The following is a 13,487-nucleotide window of genomic DNA, read 5'->3' on the forward strand; positions in this document are numbered from 1 at the left end:
ACCAGAACCTGAACCTAGGCTGCGGCCTGCGCCAGCGCGGCCTTCTCGGCAGCGAAGGCATGGTCGAGCCATGGGGTCAGTGCTTCGAGATCGGCGGTCTCGATGGTGCAACCGGCCCAGATGCGCAGACCCGTCGGTGCATCGCGATACCCGCCGATGTCATAGGCGGCGCCCGCCTTGTCGAGCCGGGAGACGATGGCCTTGGCGAAGGCGGCCTGGGCCGCATCGTCGAGCGCCGCGATCTCGGGATCGGAGATGACGAGGCAGACCGAGGTGTTGGAGCGCTCTTCAGGCACCTTGGCGAGAAAATCGACCCATGGCGTCGCGGCCACCCAATCGGCCAGCACCTTGAAATTGGCGTCGGCCCGCGCCTGCATGGCCTGAAGGCCACCGACGGACTTGCCCCACTGCATGGCGTCCACCGCATCCTCGATGCACAGCATCGAGACGGTGTTGATGGTCGCGCCTTCGAACACATCGGCCATCAGCTTGCCGCCCTTGGTGAGGCGGAAGATTTTCGGCAGCGGCCGATCCGGGGTGAAGGTTTCGAGCCGCTCGACGGCGCGGGGGCTGAGGATCAGGATGCCGTGCGCGGCCTCGCCGCCCAGCGCCTTCTGCCACGAGAAGGTGACGACATCGAGCTTTTGGAAATCGAGCTTCTGCGCAAAGGCGGCCGAGGTCGCGTCGCAGATGGTCAGACCCTGACGATCGGCCGGGATCCACTCGGCATCCGGCACGCGCACACCCGAGGTGGTGCCGTTCCAGGTGAAGACCACGTCATTGTTGAAATCGACCGTCGTCAGGTCCGGCAGTTCGCCATAGGGCGCCTTGAGGGTGCGGACACTGTCGAGCTTGAGCTGCTTGACCACATCGGTGACCCAGCCCTGCCCGAACGATTCCCAGGTCAGCATGTCGACGCCGCGCGCGCCCAGCATGCCCCATAGCGCCATTTCGACGGCGCCGGTATCGGAGGCCGGCACGATGCCGATCAGGTAGTCGTCGGGGACTTCGAGCAGCTCGCGCGTCAGGTCGATTGCCTGCTTGATGCGCGCCTTGGCGGGCTTGGCGCGGTGCGACCGGCCGACCAGCGCATCGGCAAGCGCATTCACCGTCCATCCGGGACGTTTGGCGCAAGGGCCCGACGAAAAATTGGGATTGGCCGGTTTTACCGCCGGCGCGGTCAGGGGCAGATCTGCCATCATCAACGGCCCTCCCAGGCCTATAGTCTCGCGTTAGGGCGAGATGTCCTGAGGCGGGAGATATGCCTATGGCCGAAGGGCGTCAAGGGGGATTTGGGGGATGGCCATGCTCTGCGTCGAAGGGAGGTTACCGACGGCCCTCCGGACATTGATGCTCGCTTAGACAATGGCTAAGAGCGGACATGGCAACAAGATTCAACGCTCAAGACGCCAGCGCATATGAAGCATTGGACCGGCTCCTCTTTCGCGAGTGGGATCCTATCGGCGTTTCCGCGATCAACGGGCCTGAGGCTGAGTACCGGGCCTATCTGCCCGCGTTTTGGAAACTGGTGTCATCGGGAGCCGACATGACATTAGTCGCTGACTATCTCGCCCGAATTGAGAGAGATCTCATAACAGTGGAAACGTCCCACGAGCATCGGCTCGACATAAGCCGGAAGGCCGAAGCCTTGGTGGCGGCGTGGCGAATTCAGGTTCGAAGCTAGAAGGCTTGCGTTGTCTGAGCGGTCCGCCTTGACCGCGCACAATATTCAACGAGACCGATCGTGCCCGGAAGGGCTCTTGGGCATCGACAGTGGCTCGCCGAAGACACCCTCAGTCTACAAGACATATGGCTGCTACCTTCCCTCTCCTCTGGGCGGGCGCTATGCATCGGCTCATGGACATCCGCCGGGCAACATTGGCCGATCACGACGCCATCTGGGCACTGCTCGAACCCGTGATCCGGGCCGGGGACACATATGCGCTCGACCGGGACATGGATCGAACGGCGGCCCTCGCCTACTGGACCGGCACCGACCGGGAGGTGTTCGTCGCCGAGGACGCCTCGGGACTCGTCGGCACCTATTACCTCAGGCCGAACCAGGCCGGCGGCGGGCGTCACGTGGCCAATTGCGGCTATGTCACCGCCGCTGCGGCGACCGGACGGGGCGTCGGCACGGCGATGGCCGCGCACTCGCTCGAGGCGGCCCGCCAGCGCGGCTATCGCGCCATGCAGTTCAACTTCGTCGTCTCCAGCAACCGGCGGGCCGTGGCGCTTTGGCAAAGGCTGGGATTCGAGATTATCGGCACCCTGCCCAAGGCCTTCAGCCACCCCACGGCCGGCGCGGTCGACGCCTATGTGATGTTCCGGGCGCTCTAGCGACGGGGCCTTACCGCGCCAGCCAGGCGGCGAGACCGTCCATTGTCTGCAAGCCATATTCGACCGCGCCGAAGACGATGACCGCCTGGCGGCGTTCGCGGCTGGGGTGCAGCTGGCGCAGGGTCAGCACCGTCTTGCCGTCGGCCTGTTCGTCGAAGGTCACCACCATGTGGAAGCGATCCGGATCGTCGGGTTCGGGCGTGCCGTAGTCGATGACGATCCGCTCGTTCTCGACGATCTCGATGAAGCGCATGAGGTTGGCAAAACGCTGCGGCTGGCCTTCGAATTCCCCCACCATGTCGAAGTGCCACAGCCCGCCGGTGCGAATATCCGCCTCGTGCGTCTCGATGGAGAGCCCGCTGGGGCCATACCATTCGGCCAGCGCCTCAGGATCCATCCATGCGGCAAAGACCTTGGCACGCGGGTGATCGAGCAGTTTCGTGAGCACGATTTCGCGTTCGATCGACCAGCTGTCGAAGAGCTTTCCCGTTGTCGTCGTCATCTGTCGTCCGTCCTCTCCAGATAGGTTTCGAGTCGATCGAGCCGCTCGGCCCAGCGCCGGCGCTCCATGGTCATCCAGTCCGCCGCCGCATCGAACCGGTCCGGCACCAGCCGGCACCAGCGGCTGCGGCCGCGTTTCTCGCTGACGATCAGCCCCGATGCCTCCAGCACCTTGAGATGCTGCGCAAAGGAGGGAAGCGCCATGTCGAAGGGTTCTGCGAGCGCGGTGACCGACAGTTCCCCATCGGCCAGCCGCGACACCACCGCGCGGCGGGTGGGGTCGCTGAGGGCGTGGAAGGCGAGATCGAGCGGGGTCGAATGATAAGGCATGTGCCTTAGTAAAGCGACGGAGGGCAGCCGTCAACGAAATTAAGGTAATTGCCTTAGCTTTAACAAAGTGGGGACGGTGCCGGGTCTCAGCCCGGCTGCAGACGGTAGTCGAGCGCCGGCCAATGGCGCCGTGCCGGGCGGAACGGCTAACCGACCCGCTGGGGCAAAGCTATCGCTTGGCTGACAGGCGATCTCGCTCGAGGGCGTCGAGGATCAGATCGAGGCCGTAGATGAAATCGTCAGCGGGGTCATAGCCAGCTTGCATGAGTTCCGTGGCGCTTTCGGTCAGATAGGGATACGCCTCCGGGGACAGTTGCGGCAGGAAGACCTCATGGGTCATGTCCGCGAGTTCGTCGGCATTCGAGAATGGCAGGTTCGCCTCCTGCAGGGCGAAACCGTAGATGTAGCTGTCGAGCAACCAGTTTGCATGCGTGGCCATCCGGACAGAAAAGCCAGCTTTACGCAGGCAGGCCGCCACGGCCTCCCGATGCCGCAGGTTAGCCGGGCCCGGTGTGGTCCGCGACTCCATCAGGGCGATGGCCCAGGGGTGCCGGGCGAGCACGTCTCTGGCAGAGACCGCCCGCGCGCGCATCGCCGCCTGCCAGTCGGTTTGGCTTTCAGGCGAGTGAATCTCGGCGAAGACGAGGTCCACCATACCGTCGAGCAGCTCCTCCTTGTCGCCAACGTGATGGTACAGCGACATCGCCCCGGCACCGAGCTCGCGGCCGAGCCGGCGCATGCTGAGCGCATCGAGGCCCTCGCCGTCGGCGAGGGCGAGCGCCTTACGCAGCACCCGCTCCCTGCTGAGCGGGGTGGAGGCTCCTGAGCCTGGAGCATCTGTGCCCACACGGGCCTCCTTTCAATCCCTACCTTGACTTGTCGTACAGTGTACGGCTACTCAATGCACCGGTTCGTACACCGTACGAATGTAGCTTGGCCTATGTCGATTCACGCCCAAGCAGCCCGTCCGCAACACCCCGGACCGGCCCTCGAAAGGACACGACGATGAGTGCGCAAACCCAACCCTCTCGCACGCTCGAAAACCCGCCGATCCCGGTGCAAATCAAGCTCGCCGGTGCATGGACCAGCTTCATGTTCCTGTACATCTATGTCGACTATTTGAGCCTGTACAAGCCCGGCACCGTCGACGATCTGCTTGCCGGCATTGTCTGGGAATTCGAGGTCAGCCAGACTTTTGTGACGACTTCGATGGTGCTGATGGCGATCCCGATCCTGATGATCGTGCTGTCGATGGCGCTGCCCGCCCGTCTCAACCGCGCCACAAATCTCATCGTGGCGTCGCTGTATATCCCCTTCTCGATATTCAACGCGGTGGGAGAGTCGTGGCTCTATTTCTATGGCCTCGCCATCGGGCTCGAAGTGATGATCCTGGGGGTCATCTTGCGGACCGCCTGGACCTGGCCCCGGATGCCGTTACCCTCGAACTCAGCCCCTGTCGCGAGCGACGACCGGCTGCGTCAGCAAGCGGTCGCATAGTCCCCCATTGCTTTGCGCCCGCACTCGCGGTGCTGCGGTGCGCGGCGGCCGGTCTAGGCTGCCGAAAACCTGAGCCGTCAGCGCCTGCGAGCCCCCCGATCTGCCGGCGAGGCGCGAGCCTCGTCATGTTTCCGGCCCAACCACTGCCATCCCCTCGCCAGGCAGTCAGCCTGCCGGGAACGGAACGGTGGAGCGGAACGCGTGTTATGCCGGACGCATAACAGTGGGGGACACACCTTGGCGGATTACGAATTGCTATATTGGTCGGTGCCGTTTCGCGGGCAGTTCGTTCGCGCCGTGCTGGCCTTTGCGGAGAAGAGCTGGACCGAGGCCGGTGATGACCAGATTGCCGAGCTGATGGGCGGGGACGTAGCCGACATGCCCGTGCCCTTCATGGGGCCGCCGGTGCTGATCGACAACGGGGCCGATGTCGCAATTTCGCAGATGCCGGCGATCATCCTTTATCTCGGCGAAACGCTTGAACTGCTGCCGGCGGATCCGGCCAAGCGGGCGCTGGCGATCAAGGTCGCCAACGACGCCAATGACGTGATCGACGAGCTGACGATCGATGGCGGGCGCGAGATGTGGACCGAGGCGAGCTGGGAGGAGTTTGTGCCGCGGCTCAAGAAGTGGATGTCGCTGTGGGAGGACCTCGGCCGGCGCCACGGATTGACGGCAGAGGCCGGCACGCTGCTGGGCGAGACGCAACCGGGCCTCGCCGATGTGGTCACGGCAACGCTGTGGACGACGATGTGCGAGCGCTTCAGCAAGGTGAAGGCGCTGTTCGAGCAAAGCGCACCGGCGACCGCCGGGCTCGCGGCACGTGTCTCCGCCCTGCCCGCCTTGGCCCAACTGGCCGAGCGCACGCGCGCCGAGTACGGCGATGCCTATTGCGGCGGCGACATCGGCGCGTCGATGGCGAAGGTCCTCGACGCCTGATCGCGCCGCGGCGCGTGGCGCCTGGAACGATGCCGCGCCGCACCCGTTGGTTACCTAACAGCAAAAAATCCAGGAGGGGCGCAGAATGCGACTGATCAGACCCGCACTACTCATCTCGATAGCTCTGCCACTGGCGATGCACGCCGCGCCGAGCGTGGCTCAGACCATGACGGACGGCCCGCTGACCGCCTGCCCGAGCCAGGGCGAGCTGGAGCAGACGCTGAACAGCGACGGCACGATCGTGCCCGATGCCTGCACCACGCTGGAAGTCAATTCGCTGCGCTCGGACAATGGCGAGCTGTGCCTGATCGACTTCAGCATGGACGAAGGCGTCATCGGCACGCTGCGCGACGCGGCTTTCCCCAGCCAGTGGTGGGTGAAGTGTGACGAGCTCGCCGCGCGTTTGCCGATGCAGACGAACTGACACCCTGCTTCCAGAAATTCGGGCCGGCAGCGTAAGGCCGTCGGCTCAAATCAACCTTCAGCCCGGATTGCGACACGCATTCCGGGCTGTGCTTGATGACCGCGCTTGTGGACCAGAGCGCCACCATCACAGCGAAAAACGCCCATAGAACCTGAAGGACTAGCTTTGATGCGAATTGCCACCTCAGCCTCCACCCGGACCATTGCCAGGCGCACTGCCGCCCATCTGCTGACCGGCTGCGTGCTCGCAGCGGCAGCCGTTGCCCCCGCGAGCGTCGCGCTTGCCCAGGTCACGCCTGTCGAGATCGAAAGCGGGCAAAACGACCTGTTTGGCGCGCGCGTGTTGAGCACCGGGCTCGACAACCCATGGGCCATGCGCTGGGGTCCGGACGGCAAGATCTGGGTAACCGAACGCACCGGCGGCGAGGTGACCCGCGTCGACCCTGAGTCCGGTATCCAGGAAGTGGTGCTGGAGATCCCCGACGTGTACACCGGGCCGCAGCACGAGGGCCTGCTGGGTCTGGCGCTGCACCCCGAACTGGGTCAGGGCACCGGCAATGACTTCGTCTATCTGGGCTATACCGTGAACGACGGCACCGCCGAGGCGCCCGACCCGCACGCGCAGATTGTACGCTACAGCTGGAACGCCAGCACGCTGCAGCTCGAGGATCCGATGATCCTGATCGAGGGTCTGCCGGCCGGTAACGACCATAACGCCGGCCGCGTCGTCTTCGGGCCGGATGGCAAGATCTATTATTCGATCGGCGAGCAGGGCCACAACTTCGGCCGCAACCTGCGCAAGCCCAACCTGGCGCAGGCGCTGCCGACTGCCGACGAAGTGTCGGCCGAGGATTACCACACCTATTCGGGCAAGATCCTTCGGCTTAACGTCGACGGCACCATCCCCGAGGACAATCCGGAAATCGACGGTGTACGCAGCCATATCTTCAGCTACGGCCACCGCAACCCGCAGGGCCTGGCGTTCGGGCCGAATGGCATTCTGTATGAAACCGAGCACGGCCCGGCGAGCGGCGACGAGCTGAACATCATTGAAGCGGGCGGCAATTACGGCTGGCCGAACGTGTCGGGCTATATCGACGACAAGGCCTATACCTATATCAACTGGAGCGAGGCGCCCGAGGACGTGGACCGCAACACGAGCCCGCTGCCGGACAGCGTGCCGCAGTTTGCCGAAAGCGAGTTCGAGGGCGAGATGGTCGACCCGCTGGCCGCCTATTGGGTCGTCGACAATGATTATCCGATCGGCAACATCTGCGGCTATATCTGCGACCCGACCATCGCCCCCTCTTCGGTGCTCTACTATGCCGCCGGCGAAGACGGCATTCCCGAGTGGGACAACACGGTGCTGATCCCGACGCTGAAGCACGGCACGCTGTATGTGCAGCATCTCAGCGCCGACGGCATGAGCGCCGACGGCCTGCCCGAAGCCTGGTTCAGCACCCAGAACCGTTATCGCGACGTGCTGGTGGCGCCGGACGGCAAGACCGTGTTCATCGCGACGGACGCCTTCGGTTCGGCAGCGCAGAAGTTCGGCGACGGGCTGAGCACCTCGGTGCTGCACAATCCCGGGGCGATCCTGAAGTTCACCTATGGTGAAACGGGCGGTGCATTGGGCATTGTCTCCGAGAACGACTTCGGCGCCTCCCCCGCCGGCTCGGAAGCGACGAACGTTCAGGAGTTCGAAGATCCCAACACCGGCAAGCCGGCGGCGGATGACACAGCCGCAGCAGATGCCGTAACCAGCGAGAGCGACGTGCAGGCCGTGTCCGATCTGGGCCTGCCCAAGTACACCGCGAGCTGCGCGGCCTGTCATGGCGCGCAGGGCCAGGGGGTTTCGGCCCCTGCCCTTGCTGGCGCCGCGAAGCTGTCGAATGCGGACTACGTTGCCGATACGCTGGTCCATGGCTTTGGCTATATGCCGGCATTCGGCAACAAGCTGAGCGACACCGACATCGCCGAGATCGGCACCTATATCCGTAATGCCTGGGGCAACGAGTTTGGCATCGTGACCACGGACGACGTTGCTGCCACGCGCTGATCCAAGGCGAACGCACACCAATACTGGCCCGGACCATCGTCCGGGCCTTTTTCTTGAGCGCTATATGCTTGTTCGCGACCTCATCAGAGCGTCCACCATCACGCATCGCAAGCTTTGGCTGTGGCATAGCCAACTTCGCGCAAGCTTTGCCCAAGCGCGTAAGCTTTTCTTCACGCCTGCAACACTAGGGTTTACATGGACGCAGAGCAGTAAAGAACGGGAACTGAAGCCTTTGGGAAGGTGACAATGTGCAATATCGCAACGAGCGGAACATTGGATGCCATTCAACTCGCCAACAGTGGTCGCCCTGCAGCGGACTCTCCATGCTGTCCGCACCCATCTGCGAATGGATATCGCCTATATTTCCGAGATTTCCGAGCATGACGGTTTGCTGTGGGCACTCGATAGTGACAGGCCCATAAGCTACGCCGCCGGCGACAGGCTCGACCTCGAGGCCGTCTACTGCCGCCGCATTCTCAGAGGCGAGATGCCCGCGATGATCCTCGACACGGCGCAGCACCCGGTGGCGCGCGCCTTGCCGATCACGTCCGAACTCCCTGTTGGCAGCCTCATCAGCGTGCCCATCACGCTGAGCAACGGCACCGTGTTCGGGCTCATCTGCTGCCTGAAGACGAAACGCGACCCCAACCTCAACAGCCGCGACCTCGGAACGCTTCAGGCGTTCGCCGAAGTCGCCGCAATCCAGATCGAGGCCGAGGTGGACAAGACCGCAGAGCTGACCGCGGCTGTGGCCCGGGTTGACAACGTTATCGAGCAGGACGCCTTCCATATCGCCTATCAGCCGATCGTGTGCACCATCACGAATGGCATCCTCGGTTTCGAGTGTCTGTCGCGCTTCGATGTCACGCCCTATCGCAGCCCTGACGAGTGGTTTCTCGACGCCGGCAGTGTCGGCCTTGGTGCCGAGCTGGAGGTCGCGGCAATCCGCAAGGCGCTGGCGGCGATCGACCGCTTTCCCGACGAAATGTTCCTCTCGGTCAATGCGTCGCCCGATACAATCGTCAGTGGGCGGTTGCACGAAGCCTTTGGCGATACACCGCTCGAACGGATCGTGCTGGAGATCACCGAACAGACTCCTGTCCGCGACTACGCCAGGCTGACCGAGGTGCTGTCGGACTTCCGGGCGCACGGACTGCGGGTCGCCATCGACGACGCGGGGGCCGGTTTTGCCGGGCTGCGGCACATCGTCAATATCGCGCCGGATATCATCAAGCTCGATCTCAGCATCACCCGGGATATCGACAGCGACGCCTCACGACGCGCCATGGCCACCGCGCTGCTCGCCTTTGGCCGGGAGACCGGCTGCCGGCTTCTGGCCGAAGGGGTGGAAACGCAAGCGGAACTGGATACGCTGCGGGCGCTTCAGGTGCACTGCGTGCAGGGGTATCTGCTGCAAGAGCCGCTGGTTCTGGAAGAGGCGCTGCGCTTTGCCGAACAGGCCATCTGCAGTCCCAGGGCGGCATGAGCGGGGGGCCAGCCGGGAGCCAGAACGCCTTTACGGCTAGCCTCTGACGCTCGGCACGACAGCCCGCTCCACCGCGATCCCCGCCGCCATCTCCTTTTGGAACCAGCGGGTGAGAACGTGCATGCTGCGGCTCGTCCGGTCATCTCGCCAGGCGAGGAACCAGTGTCCCGCGCGCGTCGTCATGCCCAGCGGCGCGACGAGCCGGCGCTGCTGCAAGGCGTCCCACACCGCAGGGCCCGGCCCGATGGCAACGCCCAAACCGGCTTCGGCGGCCTGCACCGAAAAGCTCAGGGCGTCGTACCAGATGGTTTCGCGGGCCGGCAGGTCGACCCCGGCCTCGCGCGCCCAGTTGGTCCACATGTCCGGCGGCCAGCGGATATCGAGCCGCGGCTGCTGCCAGAGGCGCTCCGTCGTGAAGCTGCGTCCCTGCGTCAGCATCGGGCTGACGACCGGGCCGAAGGTTTCAGGCGCGACCGGAACAACGTGCATGCCCGCGATTTCGAGCAACGGCCCGACGCCGACATAAACATCGATCGAGCGGTCGGCCGGATTGATGTCGCGCGACCAGGTGGTGAGGCGTACCGAAACGCCGCCCAGCGCCGTTTCGAGGCTGTGCAGCCGCGGCACCAGCCAGCGCAGCAGGAAGGTGTCGGGCGCGGTGAGCATCAGCGTCGCGCCGCCCGCCGCTTTCGGCAGGTGATCCACCCCGCGAATGATCGAGGCAAAGGCCTCGCTGACCGTTGCCGCAAAGGGCACGGCAGCCGGCGTCAGCCGCATGGTGCGATTGCCGCGCTCGAACAGGGCGATGCCGAGTTCGGTTTCGAGGTTCTTGATATGGCGGCTGACCGCGCCGCTCGAAACGCGCAGTTCCTCGGCGGCCTTGCGCACGCTCCCGAGCCGCGCCGCGACCTCGAATGCCCGCAGTGAATTGAGCAGATGCAGCATTGATCGTTGATCTCAAGTCAACCGAAGAGTCGAATTCTACGCTGTCACACCGCCGTCGTCTATCCTAGGCTTCGCCAGTCAGGACGGGCTTTTGCGTAGATCTTGCCGCAGCCCATCCGCCGACAGAACGTGCAGTTTTTTGGATCGACGACAGGCAGGCTCTTTTGACCACGACTACCCACCGGATCATCATCGATTGCGACCCCGGCCATGACGACATGGCTGCAATCCTGCTGGCTGCTGCCAACCCCGCGATCAAGATCGAAGCGATCACTGCCGTTTGCGGCAACGCCTCGGTGGACAATACCACCAACAATGCCCTGCGCATTGTCGACACCTTCGGACTCGACATTCCGGTCTATCGCGGCGCCACCCAGCCGCTGCTGCACCGCTACGAATTTCCGGCCCAGTTCCACGGCCCGACCGGTCTGGACAGCGCCGGCGCCGAACTGCCCGCCGCAACCAGCACCGTGGCCGAGGGCCATGCCGTCGACGCGATCATCAGGCTGGTGGACGCCAACCCTGGCGAGATCAGCCTCGTCGTCGTCGGGCCGATGACCAATGTCGCGCTGGTGCTGGCGCTGCGACCGGACCTCGCCCCCAAGATCAAGCAGATCGTCTTCATGGGTGGCTCGTCGGGCGAAGGCAATGTCACGCCAGCCGCCGAGTTCAACATCTGGGCCGATGCCGAAGCCGCGCGCATGGTGTTCAAAGCCGGTGTGCCGCTGGTGATGTTCGGGCTCAACGTCACCCACCAGACGCTGCTGCGGCGCGCCGATGTCGCCGCGGTCCGCGATGCGGTGCCGGGCGACAACATGGTGGCCGACATCCTCGAATACTACTGCGGCACCTATTACCGCTTCGCCGGTGCCGACAAGCCGGGCGCCCCGCTGCACGACCCGTGCTGCATCGCCTGGCTGATCGACCCCAGCCTGTTCGAAATCTCGGCACATGCCGGCGAGGTCATCGTCGACAATGGCGGCGCCTATGGGCAGACGCTGATCGACCTGCGGCCTCAGGACCCGGCGCATGACCAGCGCGAAAAGAATGTCGGCCTCGCCGTCGCGGCCGACCCCGAGCGCTTCGCCACGCTGGTGACCCAGGCGATGATCTGGGCCGCCGAACGAGTTTCCACCCGCACCCAGGATGTCGCCTCATGAAAACCCTGAAGCTTTCTCTGCTCGCCGGCCTCGCCGCCGGCCTTCTGACCGGTACCGCCTTTGCCCAGGAAACGACGCTCAACATGATCGTCATCGAGGGTGGTGACACCACGGCAATGCAGGCCGTGGTCGACGCCTATAAGGCCGAGCATCCGGACGTGACAATCAACCTTCAGCCCTATCCCTTCGCCCAGTTCTTCCAGGTGGCCGAACTGCGGCTGCGCTCGGGTGACGATACCGCCGACCTGATCTATGTCGATGCGCCGCTGCTCGCCAGCTACGCTTCGCGCGGTTTCCTGTCGCCGATCGATCCGGCCATCGATACGTCCGAACTGGTCGAGACGGCACTTGCCGCCGGCCAGTATGACGGCACGCAATATGCCCTGCCGATCAACAATTCGGCGCAGGTGCTGTTCTACAACAAGGCGCTGTTCGAAGCCGCCGGCATCACCCCGCCGGCCGGCCTGACCGCCGGCGAGACCGCGACCCAGGCTGAGGTCGACACCCTCGCCTCCACCGAACGCTGGACCTGGGAACAGGTCGCCGATGCAGCACAGAAGCTCACCGTCAAGGACGGCGGCCGCACCACCACCTATGGCTTCACCGTCGAACAGTATGGCGAGCTCTATCAGCTGCAGCCGTTCGGCGAGTCGCTGGGCTCGCCGGTGATCGGCGAGGACGGGTATACTGCAAAGGACTATCTCGACAGCGATGCCTGGACCAAGGCCGCGACTTACTGGTCGAACCTCTACAACGACTGGGGCGTCAGCCCGCGCGACCTCGGCTACGGCCAGGCGGCGCAGCTGTTCGGCAACGGCCAGCTGGCGATGCTGGCCGGCGGCACCTGGAACCTGCCGATCCTTGCGGGCACCGATGTCGATTTCGGCGTTGCCCCCTACCCCTATTTCGAGGGTGGTTCGGTCGTGACCCCGACCGGCTCGTGGTATGTCGGCGTCAATGCCGCTTCGGGCCATCAGTCGGAATCGATGGACTTCGCCAAGTTCCTGACGACCAGCGACGAAGGCACCAAGGTGTGGTTCGACTCGCTGCAGCAGCTGCCGACCTACAAGCCGCTGCTCGAGGAAATCAGCACCTCTGAAAGCTACGACAGCTTCCCCAATGACGTGTTCCGGCTCGGCGTCTACGACTCGCTGAATACCGCCGTTGCGCGCCCGGTGACCGCCGCCTATGGCCAGCTTCAGGATGCCTTCCGCACCGCCTTCGTGGACATCGCCAATGGCGTGGCCGTCGAAGATGCTCTCAAGAGTGCCGTGCAGAAGTTCGAGAGCGCTGCGTCCCGCGTGGCGCAGTAACACAGCAATACGCGTCCCGGGCTCCTGACCGCCAGGGACGCGAATGACGGAAAACGGCGTGACAAGATCCAGATCACCCCTCCCTCTGATCGTGGCGCTCCTTGCACCAGCGCTGATCGGTCTCGTCGTTTTCCGTCTCTACCCGATCGCCATCGCGGTCTCGGACAGCTTCTTCAACATGGTGCGCGGCACCCAGGTCTTCGTCGGCCTCGACAATTACCTGTCGCTCGTCACCGACTCGATCTTCTGGAATTCGCTGCAGGTGACCTTCTGGTTCAACCTGCTGATCAACCCGATCCAGATCGCCCTCGCGCTGGGCCTGGCGCTGCTCTATGTGCAGAAGTTCCGTGGCATTACGCTTTATCGGATCCTCTTCCTCATCCCCATCGGCGTGTCGCTGCCGGTCGCGGTGATCATCTGGCGCATCATGCTGAGCCAGGACGGGCTGGTGAACGGACTTATCGGCGCCGCTGGGATTCCGGCACAGCAATGGC

The 13,487-nt window shown here is 64.2% G+C and carries 14 protein-coding genes and 1 pseudogene; 10 read left to right on the top strand and 5 right to left on the bottom strand.

All coding sequences use genetic code 11. From position 1 onward, the window contains the following. Positions 1–14 precede the first annotated feature (14 nt). Positions 15–1,199, bottom strand: coding sequence for a phosphoserine transaminase (locus tag ACN0TK_RS05390; protein WP_417308427.1), 1,185 nt, complete (start codon positions 1,197–1,199; stop codon positions 15–17). A 182-nt stretch (positions 1,200–1,381) separates the two neighbouring features. Here ACN0TK_RS05390 and ACN0TK_RS05395 point away from each other — a divergent pair, with 182 nt between their 5' ends. Both ACN0TK_RS05395 and ACN0TK_RS05400 read left to right on the top strand, forming a co-directional pair. Further along, positions 1,382–1,684 carry a hypothetical protein gene (locus tag ACN0TK_RS05395; protein WP_417308428.1) on the top strand — a complete coding sequence of 101 codons (303 nt, stop codon included), beginning with the start codon at positions 1,382–1,384 and terminating at the stop codon, positions 1,682–1,684. Between the two features lie 173 nt (positions 1,685–1,857). Continuing rightward, entirely contained in the window at positions 1,858–2,340 is a 483-nt protein-coding gene (locus tag ACN0TK_RS05400; protein WP_417308451.1) for a GNAT family N-acetyltransferase, read from the top strand. Between the two features lie 10 nt (positions 2,341–2,350). On the opposite strand, the gene ACN0TK_RS05405 is transcribed toward ACN0TK_RS05400, so the two are convergent. The 3 genes and pseudogenes from ACN0TK_RS05405 to ACN0TK_RS05415 form a co-directional block, all read right to left on the bottom strand. Continuing rightward, complete coding sequence (locus ACN0TK_RS05405) at positions 2,351–2,842, bottom strand: SRPBCC family protein (protein WP_417308429.1); 492 nt, start codon at positions 2,840–2,842, stop codon at positions 2,351–2,353. Then, a pseudogene (locus ACN0TK_RS05410) lies at positions 2,817–3,171 on the bottom strand (ArsR/SmtB family transcription factor); the annotation flags it as partial. The pseudogene ACN0TK_RS05410 and the gene ACN0TK_RS05405, both read right to left, overlap by 26 nt. A gap of 169 nt (positions 3,172–3,340) precedes the next feature. Next, positions 3,341–3,964 (bottom strand): TetR/AcrR family transcriptional regulator, encoded by a 624-nt coding sequence (locus ACN0TK_RS05415; RefSeq protein ID WP_417308430.1) that lies wholly within the window; start codon positions 3,962–3,964, stop codon positions 3,341–3,343. A gap of 212 nt (positions 3,965–4,176) precedes the next feature. Between ACN0TK_RS05415 and ACN0TK_RS05420 the strand changes: the two genes are divergently transcribed. The 5 genes from ACN0TK_RS05420 to ACN0TK_RS05440 all read left to right on the top strand — a co-directional run bounded on the left by ACN0TK_RS05420 (position 4,177) and on the right by ACN0TK_RS05440 (position 9,575). Continuing rightward, positions 4,177–4,668, top strand: a complete 492-nt coding sequence (locus ACN0TK_RS05420) for a DUF6326 family protein (RefSeq protein WP_417308431.1) — start codon at positions 4,177–4,179, stop codon at positions 4,666–4,668. 252 nt (positions 4,669–4,920) lie between these two features. Beyond that, on the top strand, positions 4,921–5,607 hold the full coding sequence (locus ACN0TK_RS05425) for a glutathione S-transferase (RefSeq protein ID WP_417308432.1): 687 nt from the start codon (positions 4,921–4,923) through the stop codon (positions 5,605–5,607). Positions 5,608–5,692: 85 nt separating this feature from the next. Then, complete coding sequence (locus ACN0TK_RS05430; RefSeq protein ID WP_417308433.1) at positions 5,693–6,031, top strand: hypothetical protein; 339 nt, start codon at positions 5,693–5,695, stop codon at positions 6,029–6,031. A gap of 168 nt (positions 6,032–6,199) precedes the next feature. Continuing rightward, positions 6,200–8,089 (top strand): glucose/sorbosone family PQQ-dependent dehydrogenase, encoded by a 1,890-nt coding sequence (locus ACN0TK_RS05435; RefSeq protein ID WP_417308434.1) that lies wholly within the window; start codon positions 6,200–6,202, stop codon positions 8,087–8,089. Between the two features lie 277 nt (positions 8,090–8,366). Then, positions 8,367–9,575, top strand: a complete 1,209-nt coding sequence (locus ACN0TK_RS05440; protein WP_417308435.1) for an EAL domain-containing protein — start codon at positions 8,367–8,369, stop codon at positions 9,573–9,575. Between the two features lie 36 nt (positions 9,576–9,611). On the opposite strand, the gene ACN0TK_RS05445 is transcribed toward ACN0TK_RS05440, so the two are convergent. Beyond that, positions 9,612–10,520, bottom strand: a complete 909-nt coding sequence (locus ACN0TK_RS05445; protein ID WP_417308436.1) for a LysR family transcriptional regulator — start codon at positions 10,518–10,520, stop codon at positions 9,612–9,614. A 164-nt stretch (positions 10,521–10,684) separates the two neighbouring features. Between ACN0TK_RS05445 and ACN0TK_RS05450 the strand changes: the two genes are divergently transcribed. The 3 genes from ACN0TK_RS05450 to ACN0TK_RS05460 form a co-directional block, all read left to right on the top strand. Further along, positions 10,685–11,680, top strand: a complete 996-nt coding sequence (locus ACN0TK_RS05450; protein WP_417308437.1) for a nucleoside hydrolase — start codon at positions 10,685–10,687, stop codon at positions 11,678–11,680. Next, positions 11,677–12,993 (top strand): extracellular solute-binding protein, encoded by a 1,317-nt coding sequence (locus ACN0TK_RS05455; RefSeq protein WP_417308438.1) that lies wholly within the window; start codon positions 11,677–11,679, stop codon positions 12,991–12,993. The genes ACN0TK_RS05450 and ACN0TK_RS05455 overlap by 4 nt, the downstream gene beginning before the upstream one ends. Positions 12,994–13,051: 58 nt before the next feature. After that, positions 13,052–13,487 (top strand): carbohydrate ABC transporter permease (locus ACN0TK_RS05460; protein ID WP_417308439.1); only part of this gene is annotated, 436 nt, incomplete at its 3' end.

It is taken from the genome of Devosia sp., assembly GCF_048261455.1.
In the GTDB taxonomy this organism is placed as follows: domain Bacteria; phylum Pseudomonadota; class Alphaproteobacteria; order Rhizobiales; family Devosiaceae; genus Devosia_A.